The organism is Spectribacter acetivorans, from assembly GCF_031846305.1.
Lineage (GTDB): Bacteria > Pseudomonadota > Gammaproteobacteria > Nevskiales > Salinisphaeraceae > Spectribacter > Spectribacter acetivorans.
The window spans coordinates 38,323-61,695 of sequence record NZ_JAVRHY010000009.1 but is presented as its reverse complement, the minus strand read 5'-3'; the positions used below and the strand labels follow the sequence as shown (position 1 = coordinate 61,695).

Below are 23,373 nucleotides of genomic sequence, written 5' to 3'. Positions count from 1 at the left end.
CGCGAGATTATCGGCAATCACGATTATTCGCAGTATTGGCGGGCCGCGATAACCTCGCGATGGCGCGCACGGCAGGAGACAGGGCCATGAGTGATTTTTCGGTGCAGCCGGTGGACACGCCGCGCGGGCGCTTCGCCTGCCGCGTGATGGGCAGCGGACCGCCGCTGGTGATGGTGCATGGCTGGCCGGAGTCGTCCTGGTGCTGGTGGCCGGTGGCAAGCCGGCTGGCCGAGCAATACCGCGTGATTGCGCCGGATCTGCGCGGACTGGGTGACGCGGAACGCAGCCTGACGCTCGAGGCCTATACCAAGCAGGCGCTGGGCGCCGATCTGCTGGCGCTGCTCGATGTGCTGGGGATTCGGCGTGCCACGCTGGTCGGTCACGACTGGGGCGGGGCGGTGGCCCAGGAGGCGGCCCTGGCCGAGTCCGGCCGATTCGACGGTCTGGTGCTGCTCAACATCCATGTGCTGCCCAATGCGCGCGGCAATGCCGCTGCCCAGGCGGCGCTGCGAAACAACCCCGCGGCGCTCTGGTACCAGTTCTTTCAGAATGCGCGGGATGATCATGGCGACGGGCTGGCCGAAGCCATGATCCCCGGCAACGAGCGGGCCTGGCTGGGCCACTTCCTGCGCACCTGGTCGCGGCTCGATTTTCCCGCCGACGCGCTGGACGAGTATGTGCGCTGCTATCGCCAGCCGCACACCGCCACCACCGGCGCCAACTACTACCGCACGTACAAGGCGGACCGGGCCCGCTGGGCCGAGCTGGCAGGGCAGCGTTTCGCCATGCCCGGGCTGTACATCCACGGCCGGCACGATCCGGTGATCGTGCCCGAATTCACCCGGCATCTGGACGACGTGTTCGACCACATCCGGGTGGAAAGCCTGGATGCTGCCCACTTCGTGCAGGAGGAGTGCCCGGACCAGGTCGCCAGGCTGATCCGCGACTTCATTGGACGTCCTGGGGGCCTCTAACCGCCGGCCATCTTCATCACTCGGCCGGCCAGGGCGCTGGTCACGCTGCGCGGGGTGATGCGAGTGCTGCCTACCAGCAGCCGGTTGGACCAGCCCGGGATCACCACGCTGCGCCGCCCGAGGCCCTTGAGGGCGGCGGCAACCACATCGTCGGCATCCATGATTGTCTTGCGGGCGGCGGCGGGCCACTTGCCCTCGTCCACCTCGGCCACGTCGAAGAATTCGGTGCGGGTGGGGCCCGGACACAGGCTCAGCACGTCCACCCCCTTGTCCTTGAGTTCCACGTGCAGCCCCTCGCCCAGGAACAGGTCCCAGGCCTTGGTGGCGGCGTAGTGGGCGAAATAGGGATTGGGGATCAGGCCGGCCACCGAGGCAAGCATGATAATGCCGCCGCGGCCGCGCTCGGTCATGGCGTTGCCCAGGGCATGGGTGAGGATCAGCGGCGCCCGGCAGTTGACGTCGAGCATGCGCAGGTCGTCCTCGAGCTTGCCCTTGAGGAAGGCGCCGGTGTTGCCGAAGCCGGCGTTGTTGACTAGCAGGCCGATCTCGCGGTCGCCGATGGCCTGTTCCAGGTCCGGCATGAAGTCCGGTCGGGACAGGTCCAGCGGCACGCTCAGGGTGTCGACGCCGTACTCGCGCTCGAGACGCTCCCCCAGTTCATTCAGGCGGTCGGCCCGCCGGGCCACCAGCACCAGATTGAGCCCGCAGGCGGCCAGTTGCCGCGCGAATTCGGCGCCGAGGCCGGCCGAGGCACCGGTAACCAGTGCCCAGGGGCCGTAGCGGTCGAGAAATCGTTGTTTGGGCATGAGAGCGACTCCTGAGAACGGGCCGGTCGCTACCGGCGAGGATTGATTCGATACCCCGGGGAGTGTATCGCGTCTCCCCGCGCGGTCAGCCGTTGAGCCAGAGCAGCCCGGCGTTGAGATAGCCGGCAAAACCGACCCAGGCCAGATACGGCAGCAGCATCGCTCCGGCCAGCGGGCGTACGGCGGCGAAGGCCCGCCAGGTGGCCAGGACCGCCAGCCATAGCGCGATGATCACCAGCAGGCCCAGGTCGAGCCGATGGGCGCCGAATACCACCGGCGACCAGAGCGCGTTCAGGGTTAGTTGAATGCCGAACAGCCACAGAGCCGGGCCCAGGCCCCGCACCCGCCAGACCAGCCAGGCGGCAAGCGCCATGGTGATGTAAAGCAGCGTCCAGGCGATCGGAAACAGGATATTCGGCGGTGTGCCGGCGGGCTTGATCAGGCCGGCATACCAGGCGCCCGGCTGGAACAGGATGCCGGTGCCGGCCGCCGCCGCCACCACGGCCGCGCAGATAAGCCCGGCCAGGGCACTACGCATGAAACACCCCGCGGCGGGTAGGCACCCACCAGGTGAAGCCGAAGATCAGGGTGTTGATCACGGTCAGACCCCAGGGAATGCGTCGCTCGGCCACCGCCAGGAAGGCCAGCGGAATTTCCAGGATGTGAATCGCGATGATCACCGCCCACAACTGCGCTACCGGACTGTTGAATCCGTCGGTGACGTAAAGCCAGAGGCCGGCCGCGTGCAGCAACAGGGTGACCAGGTTGCCCACCAGCCAGAATCGGCGATTGTCGATCATCCGCGTACCTGCTGAATGAAGCCGGCCAGGGCCCGCCCGATGGCATCGGGCGAGTCTTCCTGGATGAAGTGCAGCCCATCCACCGTGACTTCCGTCTGATTCGGCCAGGACCGGCAGAATTCGCGTGGCCCGCCGGTGAGGATGATGCCGGGATCCGCGTTGATGAACAGCTTGGGCAGGTCGTCGCTGGTGGCGAGCCACTGGCCGTAGTCGTCGACGATGGCGGTCACGTCGGCCGGCTCGCCGTCGATCGGAATCTGTCGTGGCCAGGTCAGGGTGGGCCGTCGGGCCTCGCCGGCGTCGGTGAACGGCCGGCGGTACTCATCCATCTCGGCGGCGGTCAGCTCGCGCTGGATCGAGGCCGGCAGGATGCGCTCCACGAACACGTTCTTGTCCAGCACCATTTCCTCGCCCGCCGACGAGCGCATGGCCTGGAAGATGCCCTGCATCGAGTCGGGCAGGTCGGACCACGATAACGGCTGGACGATGGCTTCCATATAGCAGATGCCGGCGACGCGGTCGCGATGGCGATTGGCCCAGTCGAAGCCCAGCCCCGAGCCCCAGTCGTGCAGCACCAGGATCACGTTGTCATTGACGCCGAGGGCGTCCAGCAGTCCGTCCAGATACCGTCGGTGCTCGACGAAGCGATAGCTGCCCGGCCCGGGATCGGGAAGCTTGTCCGAATCGCCCATGCCGATCAGATCGGGGACGATGCAGCGGCCCAGGCTGATGGCGTGCGGGAGGATGTTGCGCCACAGATAGCTCGACGTGGGGTTGCCATGCAGGAACACCACCGGATCGCCGGTACCGGCCTCGACATAGGCCATGCGCCGGCCCAGCACTTCGACGGTCTGCTTGGTGAAATCGGGGGACGTGTTACTCATGGGGTGGTCTCGCTAGTAGGCGATCAGGGACAGCAGCAACTCGGGCAGCGAGTCGGCTGTTCCCAGATAGGGGTTGAGCACGATATCCACTTCCGGATGATCGGCACGTACCTCGGCGATTTCCGCCGGAATGTCCTCGGTGACATGGCGGCCGGCGGCCAGGAAGTAGGGCAGCACGATGATGCGTTCGGCCCCGCCCTGGATCAGCCGGACCAGTCCGCCGGGAATCAGGGGCGAGGCCAGTTCCAGAAACGCGCAGTCCACCTGGTGGAAGCGGTCGTCGGCCGCGGTGCGCAGCCGGGTGGTCAGGGCCCGGACCTCGTCGTTGGAGGCCTCGCGGCGGCTGCCGTGCGCGACCAGAAGCAGGCTCGTATTCATGGCCGCGAGGATAGCAAACCCCACCGTGCCGGGCCGCCGGGTTGCTACAATCAGCCTCCAGTCATCCGGATAACGGATTCCTCGTCATGCAGATGCCCAATCAGGAACCGGTTACCTTCTTGCGGGATTGCGAGGCCGTGGTGATTCCGGCCGGCGACACCGTGGAAGTGCCCGCGGGTACCCACGGCACCATCACCCAGGCGCTGGGCGGCAGTTTCACCGTCTACATCGCCGGCAATCTGCTGCGCATCGCCGGCAGCGAGGCCGATGCCATCGGCAAGGAGCCGCCCGAGCCCATCGCGTTGCCGGAAGGTGCCGACAACGATGATGTCGAAGCGCTGGCCTGGGAACAGATGCGCACCGTCTACGACCCGGAAATTCCGATCAACGTGGTGGACCTGGGCCTGATCTACGGCTGCGAGTTCGACCACGGCGATCCCGAACACCGCACCGCGAAAGTGGCCATGACCCTGACCGCGCCGGGCTGCGGCATGGGCGACATCCTGCTCGACGACGTCAAGTCGCGGGTGCGCCTGATACCGACCGTGGACCGGGTCGATGTGGAGCTGGTGTTCGACCCGCCCTGGACGATGGAGATGATGTCCGACGCGGCCAAGCTGCAGGTCGGCATGCTCTAGCCGGGCGGGGTAGCCAAGAGCGGGCGGCGGCAGGTGCCGCCGCCCGAACACGGAGGGAATCGGCCAGCCGAAGCGAATCCGATTCGACAGCTGTCCCGGTGGCCGGCGCATCGAGCGACGGGGATGCGGGCCACCGCCCCTTGGATACCATCAGCACCCGCGGGTGACATTGACGTTAACCGCTGGGCACCCGCCTGTACATGGGTAAACTTCCCGACCGGTCATGCGGATGCCTGCGGGGTAGCGGATGGGCTAGAGTCGGCGCCGGGGGCAACACGGGGAGTTCGCGGGATGCGGCCCATCTATCTCATCGTCAACGGGATGCTGATCTTTCTGGGCTATCTGGCCTTTACCTTCACCGATTTCGACAGCCCGGACCCGTTCTACTCGGCCTTCCTGCCGCTGGTGGACATGGTCTACTGCATCTATCTGCTGTTGCTGATGTTCGTGGAAATCTACAATCGCACCTGGCGCTGACGCTGGCGCCCGCGATCACGGCAAGGGGAAGGCCATGTCCGAATCTCAGCCGATCCACGCACCGCCGCCCTGGCAGCTGCGCGGGCAGGGTTACATCATTCTGATTCGCTGTTCACGTGAGTTCGGCGAACGTTGCGCGGCCGGCGTGCCGGGTCTGGCCGGGCGGGCCCTGGGTGGCATCGGCACCGTGATGGTGGTCGATTACAGTGAATCCGCCGTGGGTCCGTACCGTGAACTGCTGCTGGTTCCCGGCCGCTTCGACGTTGAAGGCCGCAAGCGATTCGCGGTCACCGACATCCTGGTGTCCTCGCAACCCAGCGTGGACAACGGCCGGCGCAACTGGGGGCTGCCCAAGACGCTGGCGGCGTTTCAGCGCCATACGGTGGAAAGTGGCAACGAGCACGTTCGCGTGTCGCGCGATGACCGTCCCTTCGCGGAGCTGTGTTTCGCGCGTCGGTCCCTGTCCTGGCCGGTCACCACCGCACTCGCGCCGGGTGGTTGGCACACGCTGGTGCAGCCCTGGGAAGGCCGGCGTTACACCACCCGCATCAGTGCCCGTGGCCGGGTGCGGCCGGCCCGGCTTACCGAGTGCCGGATCGATGACGCGGTGTTTCCGGATTTCACCAGCCAGCGGGTGCTGTCCTGCCTGCAGGTGGCCAGCTTTTCCATGGTATTCCCGCCGGCGGCCATCGAGGACGCCTAGGCCAGCAAGCGGTCGACGCGCCGTCGCTCCTCGGCCAGCCAGTCGGGGATGCGGTCCACGGTGGCGGGGTTGTCCCGCACCGCCGAGAAGCCGGCATGCAGCAACTCGTAGAACGGCCCGAAACCGGCCAGACGCGCCGGCGTTCGGGCCATGCGGAAGGCCATCCAGGACAGGCGACTGGTGACCACGCCGGACAATTCCTCGACCACCAGGCCCACCAGATCCACCTGCCGGTGCCGGTCGGCAAGCCGGCCGACGCGCCGGGAGGCCCGGGCGAACCCCACGACGCCGGGCTCGTCGGTGGTGGCCCGGGCCGCGACAGCGCGGTCGAGGGTCTCGGTGAGCGCCAGGAATTCCAGCGCGGCGGCCGCGGCGGTGGTGTCGCCAAGCAGGCGACCAAGCCGGGCCGCGGTGGCGTCGGGGTCTGTCGTCAGCGCGCTCACGTCCGGGCCGGTCAGTAGCCGGTCGGTGCAGAACGTGAGCACCGGGTCCGGGCCGTAATTGCGTTGAATGCGCCGGCGCTGGCAGGCACGTACACCTGCCAGACCGGGCGGATCGGTTTCGGCCTCCAGGGCGCCGAGAGTGCGCAAACTGGCGGCGAGCTCACAGGGTCCGGACGTGGTCATCGTGACGGCGCCGCTCAGCCGCGGCGAACCACGAGCACCAGGCCGATCACGCTACTGATGGCACCGCCGATAAGCATCAAGAGCGCACGGTCCGTCGGCGAACCGGTGAAGAATTCCTTCACCTCTGACTGCAGGGACTGATACTCGCTGTAACCGAAGAACAACAACAGAACCCCTGCGATCAGCAGGGCCGCACCAATGGCTTTTTGCATGTTCGTGCTTCCTGGTTTGTGGTTGGACGATGAAGGCCGCTGAAAGCTATCAGATTCCGTTGTCACTTGAATAATGCTGCGCCGCCGCAATATCCTGACGTGTACGAGGGCGATCCGGGTTCATGGAATGATAGAAGGAAAACCCCTATGAAAACGTCCCTGCAAACCTCATTGGCGCTGGCTGCTCTGTCCATTGGCGGGCTGACGCTTGCAGCCTGTGAACAGGACACCCGTGAGGACATGAGCGAAGAAGCCTCGGAGGCCGCCGAGGAAGTCGGCGAGATGTTCGAGGACGACAACGCGGTGGAAGATTCCGCGGAAGACATGGGCAATGCCGCCGAAGAAACGGGCGACGAAATGGAAGAGGCGATGGAAGACAACTAGTCTTCCGACCGCGAGCCGGATTTCCGGTCGCATCTGCCGCGGGCTCAACGAGCCCGCGGCTATCAATCGCCTGTCGGCACCGGCAGCCGGCCGATCGCGGGCTGTAGCAGGCTGCCGAGGTACAGCGAATCGCCTGCTGCCTCGACGCTGGTGATCGGCGCATAGGCGTCGGCACTGCTATCCTGCAAGTTGTGCACGATGCGGCCGGACGGGTCCAGTCCGAGTATGAAGCCGAGATTCTCCGGTTCCGGCTGCAACGCCGCCGGTAGCCGGAAGGTAACCTTGCGCAGCCACGGCTTGTCGGCCATGAAATCCAGTGACGGGTTGCGCGGCGCATACAGCGCCAGCCAGAAGATGTCGCGCTCGGCGTCGTAGGAAATGTTATCCGGCAGGCCCGGCAGGTTGTCGATGAATACCTCGGTCTCCCCGGCCCGGGGTCCTTCCAGCCACACCCGCTGAACCCGATAGGCGCCGGTTTCGGTAACCAGCACGTAGCGTTCGTCCGGGCCCACCGCCACACCGTTGGCAAACTGCAGACCGTCGGCCAGCACCGTGGTCTCGTCGGCGGTCGGCTCGTAACGAAGCAGCCGGCCGTGGCCGCCGTGCTCGAGGATATCCGCCATCACGGCGTGATAGCCGAATTTCGTGGAGGCGTCCGAAAAATAGATGGTGCCGTCCGCGGCGACATCGACGTCGTCGGCGAACCCCAGCGCCTGCCCGTCGGCCGCAGTGGCCAGGGTGCGCAGCGAGCCGTCCTCACGCATAGCCAGCAGGCCCTGTTCCGCATCCGCAATCACCAGCGAACCATCCGGCGCCCAGGCCAGGCCCAGCGGCCGTCCGCCGGTATCGGCCAGCGTCTCGGCCCCGCTGCCGTCAGCAGCAAGTCGACGAATGCGCCCGTCCTCGTAGCCGGCGTAAAGCCGGCCGCTTTTGTCGACGGCGACATCCTCGGGACCGACGCCCGCGTCCCGGCCCAGTTTCTCGGCCTCGGCCAGGTCGGGGCCCGAGGCATTGGGTTCGCCGCGTTCGGGGGCGGGCGGGGCCTGCCAGGCCACCGGCTCGATCGGAACCGGCCAGAACAGCAGATAGGCCAGGGGCAGGGCTAGAACGGCAATCAGCAGCAGGGCGACTCGTTTCATCGGGATTCAATCGTTCGGGTGTCGAAGAGGCAGTCGCGGTGGATCGCGGCCAGCGAGGCGCAGCCGCACAGCGACATGGTGTTGGCCAGCTCGCGCGCGAGAATATCCAGCACCGCCGCCACGCCGGCGGCACCGTCGACCGTCAGGCCCCACAGGGCGGGCCGGCCGATCATCACCCCGTCCGCGCCCAGGGCCAGGGCGGTGAACGCGTCCGCGCCGCGGCGAATGCCGCCGTCCAGCCACAGCGGCACGCGACCGTCCACCGCCCGAGCGATCGCCGGCAGGGCCCGGATGGTAGCCGGGGCGCGATCCAGCTGACGGCCGCCGTGGTTGGACACCACCAGCCCGGCGGCGCCGTGGTCGATCGCCCGCCGGGCGTCGTCGGGGTGCATCACGCCCTTGAGCCACACCGGCAGGGTGGTGCTGGCGCACAGCCAGTCGAGGTCGTCCCAGGTGATGCCGCCGTCCACGATCTCGTTCATGTAGGTGGCCAGGCCGGAACCACCGCTGTCCGGTAGGCGGTCGGTACCCGCGGCCAGATTTTCCGCCCGCAGATGCGGCGGCAGCACGAAGCGGTTGCGTGCATCGGCCTCGCGCAGGCCCCAGACAGGGGCATCGGCGGTCAGCACGATGGCCCCGGCACCGGCGGCTTGCGCCCGCGCCACGAGGTCGCGCGTGGTGGCCCGGTCGCGGTACATGTAAAGCTGGAAATGACGCGGCGCGTCGGTGGCGGCGAATACCGGCTCCATGGCCGTGGTGGACAGGCTGCTGAGTACGAACAGGGCACCCGCCTCGCCGGCGGCGCGGGCGGTGGCGGTTTCGCCGTCCGGATGCGCCAGCTTGTGAAAGGCGGTTGGCGCAATGCCCAGGGGCAGCGCCAGCGGCTGGTCGCCCAGACGGGTGGTCAGATCCGGCCGGGTGGCGCCGCACAGCGTTCGCGGCATCAGGTCGATGCCTTCGAACGCCGTGCGATTGGCGGTCAGGGTAAGCTCGTCCGCGGCGCCACCGGCATAATAGTCACGGGTGGCCGCGGAAAGCTGCCCGTTGGCTGCCCGTTCATAGTCCCGGATACTGAGAAGCGTCATGGCGCGAGCATATCAAGACAGGCCCGAGGATCGGTCCGACAGCCATTTGTCCGAGCGGCGGCAACGTAGCCTGGCAAGGGTACGGCGGCTGGCCCGCTGGCTGGATTCCTCGGTATATGTGCCGTTCCTGCGCACGCGGGTAGGGCTGGACGCCGCGATTGGATTGCTGCCGGTGGTCGGGGACTTCGCCGGGGTGGTGCTGTCGGCACTGTCGGTGGGCGAGGCGGTGCGGCTGCGGGCCCCGCGGCCGGTGGTGGGTCGGATGCTGCGCAATCTCGGTATCGATTTCGTGATCGGCCTGGTGCCGGTGGTCGGTGACCTGGCCGACATCTACTGGAAGGCCACCACCCGCAATCTGCGTGAACTGGAGAACTGGCTCGACCAGCCGCCCGAGCGACCGCGTGCGCGCTGGCCGCAGGCCGTGATGCTGGGCGGCGGGGTGCTGCTGGCAGCCGGGCTGAGCTGGTGGCTGGTCGACGCCACCCTGTAACCGGAGAACGACGATATGGCAATGCTCGAGCCGGGCGACCCGGCCCCCGATTTCGACACCGTCGACCATCACGGCCAGCCCGTGCGCCTGGCCGATTACCGCGGGCGGCAGCCGGTGGTGGTGTACTTCTATCCGAAGGACGACACCCCCGTGTGCACCCGTGAGGCCTGCGCCTTTCGCGACCATTACGAGGATTTCGTCAACGCCGGGGCCGAGGTGATCGGCATCAGCGGCGACGACGCCGACAGCCATCGGAAATTCGCGGCGACCCACTCGCTGCCGTTCCGGCTGGTATCGGATCCCGATGGCGAGTTGCGGCGCGTTTTCGGGGTGCCCCGCACGCTGGGCATCATGCCCGGCCGCACCACCTTCGTGATCGATCGTGCGGGAACCGTGTGCCTGGTGTTCAGCGCGCAACTGGCCGCGGAACGTCACGTCCGGCAGGCCCTGGCGGCGATCGCCACCGGCGGCTGAGTTCGGGAATTTTGGGGTGCGCGAATGCGCGGCCGGAGATCGCTAGCTCAGTTGGCTCTTGACCGCGGCGCTGACCGCGCCCATGTCGGCCCGGCCCTGGACCTGGGGCTTGAGAATGCCCATGACCTTGCCCATGTCCTGCATCGACTGGGCACCGGACTGGGTCACGGCGGCGGCGACCAGATCTGCCAGTTCCTGGTCGCTCAGCGCGTCCGGCAGATAGGTTTCCAGCACCACCACTTCCGCGGCCTCGGCATCGGCCAGTTCGTCACGGCCGGCATCCCGGTACTGGGTTTCCGCGTCACGGCGCTGCTTGACCATCTTGTCGATCAGCGCCAGCACGCCGGCGTCGTCGAGCTCGATACGCTCGTCGATCTCCCACTGGCGCACCGCGGACAGCAGCATGCGCAGCACCGCGAGCCGCTCGCGGTCCTTGGCCCGCAGCGCCGACTTCATGTCGTCGGATAACTGCTCTTTGAGCGTCATGATGTGGGGGCGATACTCGCCGCGATGCGGCTGATGGCCCGGATCAGTACTGCCGGGTGAAGCGCTGCTGTTCGCGCTGGACGCGCTTGAGATGGCGCTTGACCGCGGCCGCCCGCTTGCGCTTGCGCACCTGCGAGGGCTTTTCGAAATGCTCGCGGCGGCGCACTTCGGTGACCACGCCGGCCTTTTCGCAGCTGCGCTTGAAGCGGCGCAGGGCGACTTCGAACGGCTCGTTTTCCTTGACTCGTACGCTTGGCAAAGCGATCACTCTCCGGGGGCTAGAAAGCGGCTGATGCCGCTGCCTTACAATAGGGCGGCGTATTCTAATGCCGGTTGCGGGCGCTTTGCAAAACATTCTGGGTATCGAGACTTCCTGCGATGAAACCGCGGTGGCGGTGTATTCGCGCCAGCGGGGCCTGCTAGCCCATCAAATCTACAGCCAGGTGGCGCTGCACGCCGAGTACGGCGGGGTGGTGCCGGAACTGGCCAGCCGGGACCACGTCCGCAAACTGGCCCCGCTGATCGCCGCGGCGCTGGCCGAGGCGGGCCTGTCCCGGGCCGACGGCATCGCCTACACCCGCGGCCCCGGGTTGCTGGGCGCCCTGCTGGTGGGCGGGGCGGTGGCGCGCGGGCTGGGCATGGCCTGGCAGGTGCCGGTGCTGGGCGTGCATCACATGGAAGGCCACCTGCTGTCGCCCCTGCTGGAGCCGGATGCCCCGGCGTTTCCCTTCGTGGCCCTGCTGGTGTCCGGCGGGCATACGCTGCTGGTGGCGGTCGAAGGCGTGGGCCGCTATCGCCAGCTCGGCACCACCCTGGACGATGCCGTGGGTGAGGCCTTCGACAAGACCGCCAAGCTGCTGGGGCTGGGCTACCCCGGCGGGCCTGCGCTGGCGCGACTGGCCGAGGACGGCGCACCGGGACGGTTCGTGTTTCCGCGGCCGATGCTCGACCGGCCCGGCCTGGATTTCTCGTTTTCCGGCCTCAAGACCGCCGTGGCGCTGGCGGTGCGCGACGCCGGGCCGGCCGATCATGCCGATATCGCCCGCGGTTTCGAGGAGGCGGTCACCGAAACCCTGGCGGTGAAATGCCGACGGGCGCTGCAGGAAACCGGCTATGCCAGACTGGTGGTGGCCGGCGGCGTGGGCGCCAACCGGCGCCTGCGCGAGCAACTCGACGCCGCCGCAACGGCACACGACTTCCGGGTGTACTTTCCGCGACATGCCTTCTGTACCGACAACGGGGCGATGATCGCGCACGTCGGCGCATTGCGACTGCCCGGCGACGCCCGCGCGGCATGCGCACCGGACCCGATGGCGGTCGCGCGCTGGCCGCTGCACGAGCTGGCGCCGCCCGGCGCCTGAACAGGAGGGCAGCTTGGACACCATCTACATCGAAGACCTGCGCATCGATACGGTCATCGGCCTGTACGACTGGGAACGCCGTATCCGCCAGACGGTGCGCTTCGATCTCGACATGGCCTTCGACATCACCGCCGCCGCGGCCACCGACGACGTGGACCGCACGCTCAACTACAAGGCGGTGGCCAAGCGGGTGATCGCGTACGTCGAGGCGGCGGAATTCGAGCTGGTCGAAACCCTGGCCGAGCGGGTGGCGGCGCTGATTCTGGATGAATTTCCGGTGCAGCAGGTACGGCTGCGGCTGAACAAGGCCTTCGCCCTGCGCGGGGCCCGCGGGGTCGGGGTGGATATCCGGCGGCAGCGGCATCCCTCGCCGGCCGCCGAACGAGCCTTCGTTGGCGTGGGCAGCAACATCGAGCCGTCTAACTACATTCCGCAGGCAGTGCGCCTCATGCGCGAACGGTTCGGGGCGCTGAACGTGTCGCCCGCCTACACCTGTCCCGCGGTCGGCTTCGACGGGCCGCCGTTCGTCAACCTGGTGGTGGCGTTCGTCGCCACCGACGAACCGGCCACCATCGCCGAGGCCCTGCGCGAGATCGAGAATGCCTGCGGGCGCCTCCGCGAAGAACGCACCCGTTCCCGGACCATGGATCTGGACCTGCTGCTGGTGGGCGACCGGATCGACGAGAAACGGCGGCTGCCGCGTGACGACATCCGGCGCTACGCGTTCACGCTCAAGCCGCTGGCCGACATCGCGCCGGACGCGCGGCACCCGGTGGACGGGCGCCGCTACGACGAGCTGTGGCAGACATTCGACGACCGCGACCAGCCGCTGGCGGTGGCCGACGCCGCGCTTGGCGAGGCCATCGCTGCCGCCGCGGGCATGACGCCGGACTGAGCACCAGCCGCCGTGATCGGCAATGAACAGCGCGACTGGATCGCGGCGGAGATCCGGTGGCTCACCCGGGCCCGCGGTTCCGACAAATCCTGCTGCCCGTCCGACATCGCCCGCCGGCTGGACCCCGATGCCTGGCGCGACTGGATGCCGGCGGTGCGCGACGCGGCGCTGACGCTGGCCCGTCGCGGCGAGATCGACATCTGCCAGGGCGGTGTGCCCGTCGATCCCGGGCTTTCGCCGCGCGGGCCCATCCGGCTGCGGCGGCGCGACTGTTAAACTGATCGCCGGTTTCGACTATCGCAGGGCCATGCGCGAACAGTTCAAGGGCATTCCCATCGTCTCTGGCAGCAAGGTGGCCAAGCCGCAGGGTTTCACCGCGATCAAGAACGGCCAGAAATCGCGGCGCGGCGCCGATCGCCCGCCGGTCGGCCGCAAGCCCGACTGGCTGCGCGCGAAACTGCCCAGCGGTCCCGACTACCAGGCGGTGAAGAAGAACGTGCGCGAGCACCGGCTGGCCACGGTCTGCGAGGAATCCATGTGTCCCAATATCGGGGAGTGCTGGAGCCACGGCACCGCCACCCTGATGCTGATGGGCGACACCTGCACCCGGGCCTGCCGGTTCTGCGCGGTGGATACCGGCAACCCCCGCGGCTGGCTGGACCCGGACGAACCCGAGGCCTGCGCCGATTCGGTGCGGCTGATGGGCCTGAAGTACGTGGTACTCACGTCGGTGGACCGTGATGACCTGCCGGACGGCGGCGCCGGGCATTACGCCGCCTGCGTGCGGGCCTGCAAGGCGGCCAATCCGGAAACCGGCGTCGAGGCCCTGACGCCGGATTTCTGTGGCCGGGAAGCGGATGTCGAAACCGTGGTGGATTCCGGGCTGGACGTGTTCGCGCAGAATCTGGAGACGGTCGAACGCCTGACCCATCCGGTGCGCGACGCCCGCGCCGGCTATCGCCAGACGCTGGATGTACTGGCTCACGCCAAGGCGCATCGTCCCGGCGTGCTGACCAAGACCAGCCTGATGCTGGGCCTGGGCGAGACCGAGGACGAGATCGCCGCCACCCTGGATGACTGTGCCGCCATTGGCGTGGACATCGTCACCTTCGGCCAGTATCTGCGGCCCACGGTCAATCACCTGCCGGTGGAGCGTTACGTGCCGCCGGCCGATTTCGACAAGTACCGTCAGTGGGGCCTGGCGCGGGGCTTCCTGGAAGTGGTCTCCGGTCCGCTGGTGCGTTCGTCCTACCGGGCCGATCGCGTGTTCGACAAGAATAATTGCGGCCTCGCCGACGCCTCCTGAGGCGCCGACGGCGGGTTAGCTATTCGCGACCCGGCCGCCACAGATACAGGAACTGTGCCGAACTCGCGGCGGACAGGCCCAGATCCAGCGGCAGGATGTTGACCTGAGCGGGCGCGCCGCCGGCCGTCGGCATGCCGCCACCGCGGGAATACACCGTGTCCGCCCGGCCGCCCTCGCGGGTGTAGCGGATCACGCGTGCGTTCTCCAGGCCGGCTTTTTCCCGCACCCGGTCGATGGCGTCGTCCAGCCGGCCGATGCCGTCGACCAGCCCCAGTGACTCGGCCTGTGGCGCGTTGAAGATGCGCCCGTCCGTGATGGTCGCGCGATGGGTGGCGTCCAGCTTCCCGCCGCGGCGGCCGTCGACCACGTGCACGAATCGCTCGAACAGGCCGTCCAGCACGCCCTGGACGATGTCGCGCTCCTCGTCGGTGACGCCGCGCAGCGGCGACAGCAGATCCTTGTGGGGGCCGGAGGTGAAGGTTTCGTCGCGTACCCCGATCTTGTCCATCAGGCCGTCGATGTTCAGGCCGACCAGGATCACGCCGATCGAGCCCGTCACCGTGGTCGGATGTGCCAGGATCTCGTCAGCGGCCAGCGCCACGTAGTAGCCGCCGGAGGCGGCCACGCTGCCCAGCGCCGCCACCACGGGCACCTCCTGGTCCTCGGCGAAGCGCCGCAGACGGTGGAATATCTCGTCGCTGGCGGTCACGCCGCCGCCCGGACTGTTGATGCGCAGCACCACCCCGCGGATATCGGGGTCGGCTTCCGCGCGCCGGAGTTCGGTGGCCACGCGGTCCAGCGTGGAAGGCTCCTGGACCAGCCCGAACGCGCGCTGGGTGGGCTGGTCGCTGATGAATCCGTCCACCGACACCAGAAGAATCTTGGCATCACCCTCGCCCCGCACCACATGTTCGACCAGGCCCGACTCGTCGCCGAACCAGTCGAACGGGGTCAGCACCAACACGCAGCCGCCCAGCAGGGGCAGGCTGATCAGCAGGGCAATCAGCGCGCGCATGTCAGTGGACCTGGTTCTGCCAGGCTTCGATCGCGGCCACGATACGGTGGGCGGCCTGCTCGAGCTGTTCGATGGCGGTGTCGCGGTCGTCCACCGACAGGGCCCGCCAGGCGGTTCCGATGAACGGGCCGGCGGGCTCGGTCACATTGTGCTCGGCAAGCTGGGCGTACGCCGCCTCCAGCGCGGCCAGGCACTGGCCGATGGCATCCTCGGCCAGACCCGCTTCCCGCAGCACCATCACGCAGGCGGCCACCGCGGCCTGGTCCAGCCGCTCGTTGTCGGCCTCGTCGTGATCCGCCGTCCAGTGGTGGCCGAGTTCGGTGACCAGGTGCACCAGCGCCAGCATCGCCGGCATGTCGGCGTGCAGGGTCGGGTCGCCGCGCTTGGCGGCCAGCGCGGCGCAGACCTGCAGCGCCGGCCCCACCACCAGATGATAGGTGTCCGGGTCGAGGGCGTCGCGGCCCAGCTGTTCCGGGTCCAGATGGGTTTCAGGCGTCGACACGGTCGAACCATTCCTCCAGGGGTTGTGCGTAGTCGTCGCCGGCCTCGCCAAAGGGCATGTGACCGATGCCGTTCAGGCGCAGCAGTTCGGCATGCGGCACGAAACGCTGAATGAGAAGACTCTGATCGAAGGGCACGATGGGATCGGCGGTGCCGTGGATCAGAAGGGTAGGGGCCTTAATTGCGCCCAGCGACGACCGGATGTCGTGATCGTGGATTTCATCGAAGAAGTGGGCCAGGGCGCGAACCGATCCCCGCCGCAGATCGGCCACCATCACCCGCGCGATGTCGGCGGCCGGTGGCCAGGCCCAGTAGGCCCGCGGCCGGGTGGTGGCGAACAGCGTGACCACCCGGGCGATCAGCGAGTGCCGGGCCAGCAGCCACAGACCGGCGGCGCAAACGCCGGGGCCGATGCCCGGTATGCGGGCCAGGAACTGTAGCAGGCCGATAATCCCCCGCCAGCGACCCTGGGCAAACGGGGAGATGGCGCAGACCGCGCGGACCTGCGCCGGGGCCTCGGCGGCAATCGCCAGCGCCGAGTAACCGCCGGTGGAATGCCCCATCACGGTGAAGGCTTCGTTGCCGATTACCGCGCGGATCGCTTCCAGCAGTCCGTGGCTGAACAGGCTGGGAGGCATGGGCTGATCGTTGAAGCCGGCCGGTGGCTGGCTGGGAAAATGGGCCGGCAGGCCCACGGCATACCAGCGCCGGTGGCGCAGCGTGTGGTGCAGCGCATGGGGCCAGACATTCAGCGACAGGGACACGCCGTGGATCACCACCAGCGGCGGGCCGTCGGCCTCTTCGTTGTGGCCGGCGATCGCGATGCGATGGCCGTTGACGTCGATGTGACGGAGGGAGTCGCTCATTCGTGGCAGTGGCGCGGGTCCGAGAAGGTGTTTATAAGACGTCGCGAGCGCAGCCAGTTTGGACACGGCGGCGCGCAGAAAGCGCAGCGTATTAGCAATACGTGAGCATTGCGAGCACCGCACGGGTCCAAAGTGGCAAGCGCGGTAGTCCTGTACGCGCCTTCGGCGAGATTGTCTGCAAGCCGCGCCGGGGGCGCAAGTCAGCCGGGCAGCCGCAGGCTCACGCGGCCGCCGCCCAGCGTTGGCGCGCGGGTCAGCTGAATGTCGCCACCGTAGGCTTTCACGATTTCCGCGGTCACCGCCAGCCCGATACCCTGGCCCTCGCGGCGGGCATCGGCGCGTACGCCCCGCTGCAGCAGGGTATCCGGTTCGTCTTCCGGGAAACCGTCGCCGTCGTCGTCGATGAAGACCAACGTGGCGTCGCCGTCCCGCGCGCCACTGACCTGTACCCGGCCCCGGCCGTACTTGGCGGCATTGTCCATGACGTTGCCGATCACCTCGGTGAGATCGCCCTCGTCGGCGGCGGCGGTCAGACGCCGGTCGATGTCGACGCGGAATTCGGTGCCGGCCTCGGCGTAGACCTTGCGAAGAGCCCCGGCCAGCCGCTCGACGATTGGCGCCAGCGCCACCGGCGGCGCCAGGGTGCGGGTGCCCGCCGCCGCGGCCCGCTGTACCTGGTAGTCCACGATCTCGTTGATCCGCGCCAGCTGGCCCTGCAGGTGCCGGCGCTGCTCATCGGGCAGGGCGGGTTCATTGGTCATGCCCCGCAGCACGGCCACCGGCGTCTTCAGGGCATGGGCCAGATCGGCCAGGGCGTTGCGGTAACGTTCCAGCCGCGCCTTCTCGCTGGCCAGCAGGGCGTTGAGGCTGCGTACCAGCGAGCGCAGCTCCTTGGGATGCTGACCCTCGATGCGCTCGCGCCGGCCGGCCTCGATGTCCCGCAGGCTGCGCGACAGCCGCCGTACCGGGGCGAGCCCCCAGCGCAGGATCGCCAGCTGCACCGCCAGCAGCAGACCGGCCGCGCCGCTCAGCCACAACCACAGCACGCCGCGGAACCGCTCGAGCTGGGCGGTCAGCGGTTCGGCGCTTTCAGCCACCATGAGCGTGAAGCGGTAGTCCTGATCCTCGCCGGCCACCCAGCGGATGCCGAATGCCAGCTTGATCCAGCGGTTGTCGCCGGCCTCCGGTGGCACGAAGCGCCACTGGCCGACACCCGGCGCGGGTGGCGGGGCGATGAAATCGATGATGGAGGGCGATTGCCAGATCACCGCCCCGTCGCCATCGGTGACCAGGGCGTAGAGGCCGCCGCCGGGGCGGGCGAGGTCGGAATCGGGCAGCGAGCGTTCCGGCAGGCGGAAGCTGCCGTCGTCGCCGATCTCGGCGCTGCCGAGCAGGGCGTAGGTCAGGCCCTGGAGCTTGTCGCGTTCGGCCTGCAGGGCCCGCTGATAGACCGCGCGCTCCAGCGCAAGGCCGGTCAGGGCCACAAAGGCCAGCAGCACCAGCCCGGCCGCCACCAGCAGGCGCGCGGCCAGCGAGTTCATCGATCAGGTCGCGCGGCGTGAATCAGGGGGTCTCCGGTCGCAACAGGCGGTAGCCGCGGCCACGCAGGGTCTCGATCGGCTGACGGTTGCCGTCGGGGTCGAGCTTGGTGCGCAGCCGCCGGATGAACACCTCGATGACGTTGCTGTCGCGTTCGTCGTCTTCCTCGTAGATGTGTTCGTAGAGTTCGGTCTTGGACACCACGTCGCCGGCCCGCAGCATCAATTGCTGCAGCACGCGGAATTCGTAGGCGGTCAGGCTCACCGGCGTGCCGGCCACCCTTACTTCCTGGCCGGCGGTATCCAGCGCGATGTCGCCGACTTCCAGCACCGGCTTGGACCATCCGCGCGAGCGCCGCACCAGCGCCTGCACGCGGGCCATCAACTCCTCCGGCTGAAACGGCTTGACCACGTAGTCGTCGGCGCCGGCCTCCAGGCCCTCGACCTTGTCCTGCCAGCGGGTGCGGGCGGTGAGAATGAGAATGGGGAAATCCCGCCCCGCCGCACGGGCTTCGCGGATGATCTCCATGCCGTTCTTGCCGGGCAGGCCGAGGTCGATGATGGCCACGTCGATGCTGTATTCCTCGGCGAAGAACAGGCCTTCCTCGCCGTCGCCGGTGGCGTCGACGGCAAAGCCCTCGGCCCGCAGCTGGTCACGGATCTGACCCTGCAGGTCGACATCGTCCTCGATTACCAGCGCGCGCATCAGTCGATACGGACAACGCGCACGTTGCCCTGCTTGATGAGTTTCACCCGGTAGCCGTCGCCGTCGCGGTTGACCGCGAGCACCTTGCCGCCGTAGCGCTCGCGGGCCTCGCGGGCGGCCTCGGCCGGGGTCTTGTCGGGCCGACTGCGGCTGCGGTCATTGCCCAGCCGGGGAATCAGGTTGGACTGGGCCAGCCGGTCGCCGGCCATCCCCGGCACCAGCGCGTCAAGCGCCGCGGACGGGACCAGGCCCGCGGGTCCGGCAGAGACGGAGGCGGCGGCCATCATCAGCACGGCCGCCGCCAGCCATCGGGGCCCGGGTCGGGCGGATTTGAGGGGGAGTCGCTGCATGGCTGCGGAATCAGTAGCCCACCCGGCGGGTGTCGTAGCGGCTGCCCTGGTTCACGCCCTGCTGACTGTCGGCGTACCCCTGGTACTGCTGGCACTCACGAACGCGCTGCTCCTGCATGCGCTGGGCATTCCAGGCGCCGCTGGCAGCACCCAGCGCGGCACCCACGCCAGTGGCAAGATCGTTGCCGCTGCCGTCACCGAACTGGTCACCCAGGGCTGCACCCAGCAGGCCGCCGATGATGGTCTGGCCGGTGGTGCTGGTGGCGCCGCGAACCACGACGTTGCGGTTATCGGGTGCGTTGAAGCATTCCTGGGCGGGCTGGCCCTGATCCACCGGCGTGGCGGCGAAGATCGGGTCGAGCTGGCGCTCCCCGGCAAAGGCGGTGCCGGTGGCTAGGATGGCGCCGGTCATCAGGCTGGAAATCAGTACTCGCATGACGGTCTCCTTGGCTGTTTGACTGTAGCGGATTCACGGTTGTCCGCGAATCGTGGCTGCAGCCTAGCCCGTCCCCCCTGAACCGAGTCTGAACGCGCAAGCCGCGGGCGTTCAGCGCCGGTTCATGACCATCTCGCTATACGCGAGGTTCGTATCCTTCACCGGAGTTTGCCATGTCCCGATCCCTCGCCGCAGCCGTTGTCGCCGGCTTGCTGTTGTTCACGGCAATGCCGCCGGCGCTGGCGGGCGGTGCCGGCTGGCACGGTCATCGGCTGGCGCCGCAGGCCCCGTCCGTTCACTACCGGGGCAAGCACGGTAGTCTGGGGCTAGTGCTGCCGCGCCATTACGAGTCGCGCAGCCACCACCGGTCCGTGATCATTCTGGGGCCGAACACCATCTATCAGCAGCGCCACTGGCGCGCCCCGGCGTTCGGTGGTCATCACTATCGCCATGACCGGGGCCGCTGGTACGGCCATGAGCCCCGGCGCTGCCGATACGGCGACTGCCGCTTCGCGCCGAACCCGCGGGTCTACCGCTTCCAGAGGTGAACGCCGTATTTCCAGTAGCCGTTGACGTTGGCGAAGCGGGGATCCTGTTCGGGTAGCGGCAGAACCTCGTGCTCCAGCAGCGGCTGCAGGTACGGGGCCAGTACGGCCCCGCCGCCGCCGGCGAGAAGTACCGCGTCGACATCCCAGTCGTCTGCCCACAGCCGGTTGACCTCGCCGGCAATCGCCGCGGCCAGCTGGCCGAAGGCCCGTTCGGTAATGCGGGCCAGGTCGTAGCTGTTGCCGCGGATCTTGATGCTGCCGGACTGTACCGCGTCGTACAGGCGGTAGAGTTCCACCGAGACGCCGCTGCGCTCCTGCAGGGCGGCGGCGATGGGCTCGAAGGCGCGGGCAATGCCGGCATCCGAGGTGCCGCTGCCGCGCTCGGAATAGCGGGTGCGGTCGGCAATGCTGTAGTCGGCGGTGCGAAAGCCGATGTCGATAATGCCGATCTTGTCGCGGGCAAAGCGCGCCTCGGCCACCCGGCCGATGTCGTTGAGCATGGCGCCGAAGAATGACCCGAACGGCTGCGGTACCACCCGTACCTTGTCCACCCGCAACGTGATTTCCTGCGCCTTGCCGGCGACATCGTGCAGGGTCAGCTTGTGCGACCCGGTGAGCAGATTGCTGATGGCCTCGCGATGGCGCCGGAAATAGCGCACCGGCAGGCCGGTCACCACGTGAACCGGGTCGTTGTCGCCCACCAGACGAGTGAGGCCGGCCAGCGCCAGCCGCTTGGCGTAGCCGGCGATCAGCTGGTCCTGATCCAGGGTGAAACTGCGCACGCTGGACTGGCGTTCGGCGAGGTCGCCGGCGAAGAAGGCTTCGTCGTCCACGGTCAGGTGCAGATGTTCCTCGTCCCGGCCGCTGTTGCCGATCGGGGCCCGGAACTGGATGTCCGTGGCCTCGCCGATCACCGACTTGAACAGTTCACGCCGGTGGCCGTCGGTGACTTTGGTGAAGCCGAAACCGATATCCAGACCGATGATTTTCACGCGTCACGAGCTGCGGGTTGAGTGCGGAAACACCTTGTAGCACGGGGGTTTGCGGTGGTCAAAAGCCGCGCTCGGGGGCCAGGCCGCAACTGTCGAGCAATTCCGTCCAGGCCTGACCGTGTTCCCGCGAGGCGCGCCGGTAGTGGCGCCATACGCGGCTGGACTCGCCCAGGGCGCGGTCACGATAACGGGTGATTGCCTCGGGAACGGTCACCGACTGGGACGCGAATAGGGCGTCGAGGGCCTCGTGCCACAGCCGGCCGGCGTCGGATAGCGCGGCCATGTGGGGTTGCAGGCCGGCGATGTAGAACTCGCGCAGCACGGTTTCGGCAATGCGGGCCTGGCGGTTGGCCTGCCCGCGGAAACACAGGGGCCGCCGGTCCTGCCGTTGCTCGATTGCTGTGGTGACGGCGTCCAGCGTGGCGGTGACCGCGGCCACCGACTGCAGCAGCCGCCCGCCGTAATGACGGGTTTCCAGCACCCGGTAGGCGGGTTCCAGCGTTTCCGGCGGCTGCGGCGTACGCGCCGCGCGGGTCAGTTTGGCCAGCGCCGCGAGCGACTCGCCGGGCATCACGTCGGTCGTGACCGGGAGGCGGCCGGCCGCCAGGCTGAAGGCGTCGGCCACGGCGTCCGCGCCCAGCGTGGCGTTCCAGATCACGTTCGGCAGCTGCGCCTGTTTGGTGGCGATGAGTTCGTCCAGCCGGGCGGCAAATTCGGGATCGGCCGCCGCCTCGCGTGTATCTGGCCGGCAGGCGCGCAGGCCGGCGAGCAGCGTGCGTTCGTAGTCCAGGCGCCGGGCCGGGGGTGCCACCCGGCCCAGGATGCTGTTGCGCTGACCGATCAGACCCAGCAGGCCGCAGCGCTTGAGCTGGAAGTAGCCGATCCAGCCAGTGCGCTCGGGCGGCACGGGCAGATGCCGGTCGCGCGGCCGAGGGTAGCGGGGCAGGGAGGGCGCCGCCGGGGTCACCGGTTGATCGAGCACCCGTGCCACCCGGTCGGCGTAGTCCTCCATCGGATCGGCTGGTCCGCAGGCGGCGGTCAGCAGGGCGATCAGGATCAGCGCCGGCCGGCGGTACAATCGCGGTGTCAGGGCTGTCGGCAGGACGGATGCGATCGGCATGAACACACGAAACGGCGTCGAGCCGGCGCCAGACGCCGGCGGGTCCGCCAGTGTACGCGCGCCGGCCGAGGCCGGGACCGTGCGCAAGATTCTGCACGTGGACATGGATGCCTTCTACGCCTCGGTGGAACAGCGGGATGATGCGAGCCTGGCCGGTCGGCCGGTGATCGTGGGCGGCCGGCCCGAGGGACGGGGCGTGGTGGCCGCGGCCAGCTACGAGGCCCGCAGGTTCGGAATTCATTCGGCCATGCCCTGCGCCCGCGCCCTGCGGCTGTGCCCCGAAGCGGTGGTGGTGCGGCCGCGGTTCGACGTTTATCGCGCCGTGTCGCGCCAGATCCAGGCCCTGTTCCGGGAGGTCACGCCGCTGGTGGAGCCGCTGTCGCTGGACGAGGCCTATCTGGACGTCACCGGGTCGGACGTCTGCGAAGGCTCCGCCACCCGCATCGCGCGACTGCTCAAGCAGCGCATCCGCGACACCACCGGCCTGACCGCCAGCGCCGGGGTGTCCACCAACAAGATGCTGGCCAAGCTGGCCAGCGCGATGGAAAAACCGGACGGGCTGACCGTCATCGCACCGGGCCAGGCAGCCGCGTTGCTCAACGAGCTGCCGGTAGCACGCCTGCCCGGGGTGGGGCCCGCCACGGCGCGGCGGCTGACGGCACTGGGCCTGACCACCTGCCATGACCTGGCCGCCTATCCCGCCGCCGGCCTGGCCGCGGCACTGGGCCGCGCGGGTACCCGGCTGGGGGAACTGGCGCGGGGCGAGGACACCCGGCCCGTGCGGCCCGATCGACCGCGCAAGTCGGTGGGGGCGGAAACCACATTCGATCGTGATTTGCGCGATCCGGCGGCGCTCGACGCGGTGCTGGACGAGCTGGCCGCCAAGGTGGCCCGACGTCTGGCGGACGGCGGTGTTGGCGGCCGGCGGGTGACGCTGAAACTGCGCTATGCCAATTTCGACACCGTGACCCGCAGCGCCACGCTCCCGGTGCCTGATCATCGGCCCGAGTGGCTGCGTTCGGTGGCGGCCGCGCTGCTGCGGCGTACCGATGCCGGCATCCGCCCGGCTCGGCTTTTGGGCATTACCGTGGGCGATCTGGTTACGCTGGCCCCCACTGGCGGACAGGCAGGGCTGTTCGACGACTGAGGTCTGCCGATGACTGTGACAGGGCGGTCCGGTCGG

Annotated in this window: 33 protein-coding genes; 13 read left to right on the top strand and 20 right to left on the bottom strand. The window is 68.5% G+C overall.

What is annotated here, in order from left to right:
• The first annotated feature begins 86 nt into the window (after positions 1 to 86).
• Entirely contained in the window at positions 87 to 974 is an 888-nt protein-coding gene (locus tag RM531_RS10760) for an alpha/beta fold hydrolase (protein ID WP_311659229.1), read from the top strand.
• Here RM531_RS10760 and RM531_RS10755 read toward each other — a convergent pair.
• The 5 genes from RM531_RS10755 to RM531_RS10735 form a co-directional block, all read right to left on the bottom strand.
• Positions 971 to 1,780, bottom strand: a complete 810-nt coding sequence (locus RM531_RS10755; RefSeq protein WP_311659227.1) for an SDR family NAD(P)-dependent oxidoreductase — start codon at positions 1,778 to 1,780, stop codon at positions 971 to 973. The genes RM531_RS10760 and RM531_RS10755 overlap by 4 nt on opposite strands.
• A gap of 85 nt (positions 1,781 to 1,865) precedes the next feature.
• Positions 1,866 to 2,318, bottom strand: coding sequence for a TspO/MBR family protein (locus RM531_RS10750; protein ID WP_311659226.1), 453 nt, complete (start codon positions 2,316 to 2,318; stop codon positions 1,866 to 1,868).
• On the bottom strand, positions 2,311 to 2,580 hold the full coding sequence (locus tag RM531_RS10745) for a hypothetical protein (protein ID WP_311659225.1): 270 nt from the start codon (positions 2,578 to 2,580) through the stop codon (positions 2,311 to 2,313). The genes RM531_RS10750 and RM531_RS10745 overlap by 8 nt, the downstream gene beginning before the upstream one ends.
• A complete protein-coding gene (locus RM531_RS10740) occupies positions 2,577 to 3,464 on the bottom strand; it encodes a haloalkane dehalogenase (RefSeq protein WP_311659224.1) in 888 nt (295 codons plus the stop codon). Before RM531_RS10740 ends, RM531_RS10745 begins: the two co-directional genes overlap by 4 nt.
• A 12-nt stretch (positions 3,465 to 3,476) precedes the next feature.
• A complete protein-coding gene (locus RM531_RS10735) occupies positions 3,477 to 3,842 on the bottom strand; it encodes a sirohydrochlorin chelatase (protein WP_311659223.1) in 366 nt (121 codons plus the stop codon).
• Positions 3,843 to 3,928: 86 nt separating this feature from the next.
• On the opposite strand from RM531_RS10735, the gene sufT reads away from it, so the two are divergent.
• From sufT to RM531_RS10720, 3 genes are all read left to right on the top strand, one after another.
• Positions 3,929 to 4,480 carry a putative Fe-S cluster assembly protein SufT gene (gene sufT, locus RM531_RS10730; RefSeq protein WP_311659222.1) on the top strand — a complete coding sequence of 184 codons (552 nt, stop codon included), beginning with the start codon at positions 3,929 to 3,931 and terminating at the stop codon, positions 4,478 to 4,480.
• A 291-nt stretch (positions 4,481 to 4,771) separates the two neighbouring features.
• On the top strand, positions 4,772 to 4,957 hold the full coding sequence (locus RM531_RS10725; protein WP_311659221.1) for a hypothetical protein: 186 nt from the start codon (positions 4,772 to 4,774) through the stop codon (positions 4,955 to 4,957).
• Between the two features lie 34 nt (positions 4,958 to 4,991).
• On the top strand, positions 4,992 to 5,660 hold the full coding sequence (locus tag RM531_RS10720; protein ID WP_311659220.1) for an acetoacetate decarboxylase family protein: 669 nt from the start codon (positions 4,992 to 4,994) through the stop codon (positions 5,658 to 5,660).
• Here RM531_RS10720 and RM531_RS10715 read toward each other — a convergent pair.
• On the bottom strand, positions 5,657 to 6,286 hold the full coding sequence (locus RM531_RS10715; RefSeq protein WP_311659219.1) for an FFLEELY motif protein: 630 nt from the start codon (positions 6,284 to 6,286) through the stop codon (positions 5,657 to 5,659). The genes RM531_RS10720 and RM531_RS10715 overlap by 4 nt on opposite strands.
• 14 nt (positions 6,287 to 6,300) lie before the next feature.
• A complete protein-coding gene (locus tag RM531_RS10710; RefSeq protein ID WP_311659218.1) occupies positions 6,301 to 6,498 on the bottom strand; it encodes a DUF3185 family protein in 198 nt (65 codons plus the stop codon).
• 147 nt (positions 6,499 to 6,645) lie between these two features.
• On the opposite strand from RM531_RS10710, the gene RM531_RS10705 reads away from it, so the two are divergent.
• A complete protein-coding gene (locus tag RM531_RS10705; protein ID WP_311659217.1) occupies positions 6,646 to 6,882 on the top strand; it encodes a hypothetical protein in 237 nt (78 codons plus the stop codon).
• Between the two features lie 62 nt (positions 6,883 to 6,944).
• Here the strand turns inward: RM531_RS10705 and RM531_RS10700 are convergent, their stop codons facing one another.
• Both RM531_RS10700 and RM531_RS10695 read right to left on the bottom strand, forming a co-directional pair.
• Complete coding sequence (locus tag RM531_RS10700) at positions 6,945 to 8,021, bottom strand: SMP-30/gluconolactonase/LRE family protein (RefSeq protein WP_311659216.1); 1,077 nt, start codon at positions 8,019 to 8,021, stop codon at positions 6,945 to 6,947.
• Positions 8,018 to 9,106 carry an alpha-hydroxy acid oxidase gene (locus RM531_RS10695; protein WP_311659215.1) on the bottom strand — a complete coding sequence of 363 codons (1,089 nt, stop codon included), beginning with the start codon at positions 9,104 to 9,106 and terminating at the stop codon, positions 8,018 to 8,020. Before RM531_RS10695 ends, RM531_RS10700 begins: the two co-directional genes overlap by 4 nt.
• Here RM531_RS10695 and RM531_RS10690 point away from each other — a divergent pair.
• Both RM531_RS10690 and RM531_RS10685 read left to right on the top strand, forming a co-directional pair.
• Positions 9,105 to 9,596, top strand: coding sequence for a DUF4112 domain-containing protein (locus tag RM531_RS10690; RefSeq protein ID WP_311659214.1), 492 nt, complete (start codon positions 9,105 to 9,107; stop codon positions 9,594 to 9,596). The genes RM531_RS10695 and RM531_RS10690 overlap by 2 nt on opposite strands.
• Before the next feature lie 15 nt (positions 9,597 to 9,611).
• Entirely contained in the window at positions 9,612 to 10,070 is a 459-nt protein-coding gene (locus RM531_RS10685; RefSeq protein ID WP_311659213.1) for a peroxiredoxin, read from the top strand.
• Positions 10,071 to 10,112: 42 nt separating this feature from the next.
• Here the strand turns inward: RM531_RS10685 and RM531_RS10680 are convergent, their stop codons facing one another.
• Complete coding sequence (locus RM531_RS10680; protein ID WP_311659211.1) at positions 10,113 to 10,556, bottom strand: GatB/YqeY domain-containing protein; 444 nt, start codon at positions 10,554 to 10,556, stop codon at positions 10,113 to 10,115.
• 43 nt (positions 10,557 to 10,599) lie between these two features.
• A complete protein-coding gene (gene rpsU, locus RM531_RS10675) occupies positions 10,600 to 10,815 on the bottom strand; it encodes a 30S ribosomal protein S21 (protein ID WP_311652525.1) in 216 nt (71 codons plus the stop codon).
• Positions 10,816 to 10,882: 67 nt separating this feature from the next.
• On the opposite strand from rpsU, the gene tsaD reads away from it, so the two are divergent.
• Genes tsaD through lipA form a run of 4 tightly spaced genes read left to right on the top strand, consistent with a single transcriptional unit; the run spans position 10,883 to position 14,118 of the window.
• Positions 10,883 to 11,917 carry a tRNA (adenosine(37)-N6)-threonylcarbamoyltransferase complex transferase subunit TsaD gene (gene tsaD / locus RM531_RS10670; protein ID WP_349255433.1) on the top strand — a complete coding sequence of 345 codons (1,035 nt, stop codon included), beginning with the start codon at positions 10,883 to 10,885 and terminating at the stop codon, positions 11,915 to 11,917.
• Positions 11,918 to 11,930: 13 nt separating this feature from the next.
• A complete protein-coding gene (gene folB, locus RM531_RS10665; RefSeq protein WP_311659209.1) occupies positions 11,931 to 12,812 on the top strand; it encodes a dihydroneopterin aldolase in 882 nt (293 codons plus the stop codon).
• Between the two features lie 12 nt (positions 12,813 to 12,824).
• The gene (locus tag RM531_RS10660) at positions 12,825 to 13,088 is read left to right on the top strand and encodes a DUF3253 domain-containing protein (protein WP_311659208.1); all 264 of its coding nucleotides are present in this window, start codon (positions 12,825 to 12,827) and stop codon (positions 13,086 to 13,088) included.
• Between the two features lie 31 nt (positions 13,089 to 13,119).
• Positions 13,120 to 14,118: a lipoyl synthase gene (gene lipA / locus RM531_RS10655; RefSeq protein WP_311659207.1), complete on the top strand. Its 999-nt coding sequence runs from the start codon at positions 13,120 to 13,122 to the stop codon at positions 14,116 to 14,118.
• A 19-nt stretch (positions 14,119 to 14,137) separates the two neighbouring features.
• Here the strand turns inward: lipA and sppA are convergent, their stop codons facing one another.
• From sppA to RM531_RS10620, 7 genes are all read right to left on the bottom strand, one after another.
• Positions 14,138 to 15,133 carry a signal peptide peptidase SppA gene (gene sppA, locus RM531_RS10650; RefSeq protein ID WP_311659206.1) on the bottom strand — a complete coding sequence of 332 codons (996 nt, stop codon included), beginning with the start codon at positions 15,131 to 15,133 and terminating at the stop codon, positions 14,138 to 14,140.
• A gap of 1 nt (position 15,134) precedes the next feature.
• On the bottom strand, positions 15,135 to 15,635 hold the full coding sequence (locus RM531_RS10645) for a hypothetical protein (RefSeq protein ID WP_311659205.1): 501 nt from the start codon (positions 15,633 to 15,635) through the stop codon (positions 15,135 to 15,137).
• Entirely contained in the window at positions 15,622 to 16,500 is an 879-nt protein-coding gene (locus RM531_RS10640) for an alpha/beta fold hydrolase (RefSeq protein ID WP_311659204.1), read from the bottom strand. The genes RM531_RS10645 and RM531_RS10640 overlap by 14 nt, the downstream gene beginning before the upstream one ends.
• Positions 16,501 to 16,700: 200 nt before the next feature.
• The gene (locus tag RM531_RS10635) at positions 16,701 to 18,041 is read right to left on the bottom strand and encodes an ATP-binding protein (protein ID WP_311659203.1); all 1,341 of its coding nucleotides are present in this window, start codon (positions 18,039 to 18,041) and stop codon (positions 16,701 to 16,703) included.
• A gap of 22 nt (positions 18,042 to 18,063) precedes the next feature.
• Complete coding sequence (locus tag RM531_RS10630) at positions 18,064 to 18,744, bottom strand: response regulator transcription factor (protein ID WP_311659200.1); 681 nt, start codon at positions 18,742 to 18,744, stop codon at positions 18,064 to 18,066.
• The gene (locus tag RM531_RS10625) at positions 18,744 to 19,094 is read right to left on the bottom strand and encodes a hypothetical protein (RefSeq protein WP_311659199.1); all 351 of its coding nucleotides are present in this window, start codon (positions 19,092 to 19,094) and stop codon (positions 18,744 to 18,746) included. Before RM531_RS10625 ends, RM531_RS10630 begins: the two co-directional genes overlap by 1 nt.
• Before the next feature lie 10 nt (positions 19,095 to 19,104).
• The gene (locus tag RM531_RS10620; protein WP_311659196.1) at positions 19,105 to 19,530 is read right to left on the bottom strand and encodes a glycine zipper domain-containing protein; all 426 of its coding nucleotides are present in this window, start codon (positions 19,528 to 19,530) and stop codon (positions 19,105 to 19,107) included.
• 173 nt (positions 19,531 to 19,703) lie between these two features.
• Between RM531_RS10620 and RM531_RS10615 the strand changes: the two genes are divergently transcribed.
• Positions 19,704 to 20,078, top strand: a complete 375-nt coding sequence (locus RM531_RS10615) for a hypothetical protein (RefSeq protein ID WP_311659194.1) — start codon at positions 19,704 to 19,706, stop codon at positions 20,076 to 20,078.
• On the opposite strand, the gene RM531_RS10610 is transcribed toward RM531_RS10615, so the two are convergent.
• Positions 20,060 to 21,070, bottom strand: a complete 1,011-nt coding sequence (locus tag RM531_RS10610; protein ID WP_311659193.1) for a ParM/StbA family protein — start codon at positions 21,068 to 21,070, stop codon at positions 20,060 to 20,062. The two genes, RM531_RS10615 and RM531_RS10610, sit on opposite strands and share 19 nt — an antisense overlap.
• 58 nt (positions 21,071 to 21,128) lie before the next feature.
• Positions 21,129 to 22,190 (bottom strand): DUF3080 family protein, encoded by a 1,062-nt coding sequence (locus RM531_RS10605; protein ID WP_311659192.1) that lies wholly within the window; start codon positions 22,188 to 22,190, stop codon positions 21,129 to 21,131.
• On the opposite strand from RM531_RS10605, the gene dinB reads away from it, so the two are divergent.
• Positions 22,189 to 23,337: a DNA polymerase IV gene (gene dinB, locus RM531_RS10600; protein WP_311659190.1), complete on the top strand. Its 1,149-nt coding sequence runs from the start codon at positions 22,189 to 22,191 to the stop codon at positions 23,335 to 23,337. The two genes, RM531_RS10605 and dinB, sit on opposite strands and share 2 nt — an antisense overlap.
• Positions 23,338 to 23,373: the final 36 nt, after the last annotated feature.

Excerpts from the sequence above, each read along its gene's own strand:
- RM531_RS10760 (WP_311659229.1), top strand. The coding sequence starts at position 87 with ATGAGTGATTTTTCGGTGCAGCCGGTGGACACGCCGCGCGGGCGCTTC.
- RM531_RS10755 (WP_311659227.1), bottom strand. The coding sequence starts at position 1,780 with ATGCCCAAACAACGATTTCTCGACCGCTACGGCCCCTGGGCACTGGTT.
- RM531_RS10750 (WP_311659226.1), bottom strand. The coding sequence starts at position 2,318 with ATGCGTAGTGCCCTGGCCGGGCTTATCTGCGCGGCCGTGGTGGCGGCG.
- RM531_RS10745 (WP_311659225.1), bottom strand. The coding sequence starts at position 2,580 with ATGATCGACAATCGCCGATTCTGGCTGGTGGGCAACCTGGTCACCCTG.
- RM531_RS10740 (WP_311659224.1), bottom strand. The coding sequence starts at position 3,464 with ATGAGTAACACGTCCCCCGATTTCACCAAGCAGACCGTCGAAGTGCTG.
- RM531_RS10735 (WP_311659223.1), bottom strand. The coding sequence starts at position 3,842 with ATGAATACGAGCCTGCTTCTGGTCGCGCACGGCAGCCGCCGCGAGGCC.
- sufT (WP_311659222.1), top strand. The coding sequence starts at position 3,929 with ATGCAGATGCCCAATCAGGAACCGGTTACCTTCTTGCGGGATTGCGAG.
- RM531_RS10725 (WP_311659221.1), top strand. The coding sequence starts at position 4,772 with ATGCGGCCCATCTATCTCATCGTCAACGGGATGCTGATCTTTCTGGGC.
- RM531_RS10720 (WP_311659220.1), top strand. The coding sequence starts at position 4,992 with ATGTCCGAATCTCAGCCGATCCACGCACCGCCGCCCTGGCAGCTGCGC.
- RM531_RS10715 (WP_311659219.1), bottom strand. The coding sequence starts at position 6,286 with ATGACCACGTCCGGACCCTGTGAGCTCGCCGCCAGTTTGCGCACTCTC.
- RM531_RS10710 (WP_311659218.1), bottom strand. The coding sequence starts at position 6,498 with ATGCAAAAAGCCATTGGTGCGGCCCTGCTGATCGCAGGGGTTCTGTTG.
- RM531_RS10705 (WP_311659217.1), top strand. The coding sequence starts at position 6,646 with ATGAAAACGTCCCTGCAAACCTCATTGGCGCTGGCTGCTCTGTCCATT.
- RM531_RS10700 (WP_311659216.1), bottom strand. The coding sequence starts at position 8,021 with ATGAAACGAGTCGCCCTGCTGCTGATTGCCGTTCTAGCCCTGCCCCTG.
- RM531_RS10690 (WP_311659214.1), top strand. The coding sequence starts at position 9,105 with ATGGCGCGAGCATATCAAGACAGGCCCGAGGATCGGTCCGACAGCCAT.
- RM531_RS10695 (WP_311659215.1), bottom strand. The coding sequence starts at position 9,106 with ATGACGCTTCTCAGTATCCGGGACTATGAACGGGCAGCCAACGGGCAG.
- RM531_RS10685 (WP_311659213.1), top strand. The coding sequence starts at position 9,612 with ATGGCAATGCTCGAGCCGGGCGACCCGGCCCCCGATTTCGACACCGTC.
- RM531_RS10680 (WP_311659211.1), bottom strand. The coding sequence starts at position 10,556 with ATGACGCTCAAAGAGCAGTTATCCGACGACATGAAGTCGGCGCTGCGG.
- tsaD (WP_349255433.1), top strand. The coding sequence starts at position 10,883 with ATGCCGGTTGCGGGCGCTTTGCAAAACATTCTGGGTATCGAGACTTCC.
- lipA (WP_311659207.1), top strand. The coding sequence starts at position 13,120 with ATGCGCGAACAGTTCAAGGGCATTCCCATCGTCTCTGGCAGCAAGGTG.
- sppA (WP_311659206.1), bottom strand. The coding sequence starts at position 15,133 with ATGCGCGCGCTGATTGCCCTGCTGATCAGCCTGCCCCTGCTGGGCGGC.
- RM531_RS10640 (WP_311659204.1), bottom strand. The coding sequence starts at position 16,500 with ATGAGCGACTCCCTCCGTCACATCGACGTCAACGGCCATCGCATCGCG.
- RM531_RS10635 (WP_311659203.1), bottom strand. The coding sequence starts at position 18,041 with ATGAACTCGCTGGCCGCGCGCCTGCTGGTGGCGGCCGGGCTGGTGCTG.
- RM531_RS10630 (WP_311659200.1), bottom strand. The coding sequence starts at position 18,744 with ATGCGCGCGCTGGTAATCGAGGACGATGTCGACCTGCAGGGTCAGATC.
- RM531_RS10625 (WP_311659199.1), bottom strand. The coding sequence starts at position 19,094 with ATGCAGCGACTCCCCCTCAAATCCGCCCGACCCGGGCCCCGATGGCTG.
- RM531_RS10620 (WP_311659196.1), bottom strand. The coding sequence starts at position 19,530 with ATGCGAGTACTGATTTCCAGCCTGATGACCGGCGCCATCCTAGCCACC.
- RM531_RS10615 (WP_311659194.1), top strand. The coding sequence starts at position 19,704 with ATGTCCCGATCCCTCGCCGCAGCCGTTGTCGCCGGCTTGCTGTTGTTC.
- dinB (WP_311659190.1), top strand. The coding sequence starts at position 22,189 with ATGAACACACGAAACGGCGTCGAGCCGGCGCCAGACGCCGGCGGGTCC.
- RM531_RS10605 (WP_311659192.1), bottom strand. The coding sequence starts at position 22,190 with ATGCCGATCGCATCCGTCCTGCCGACAGCCCTGACACCGCGATTGTAC.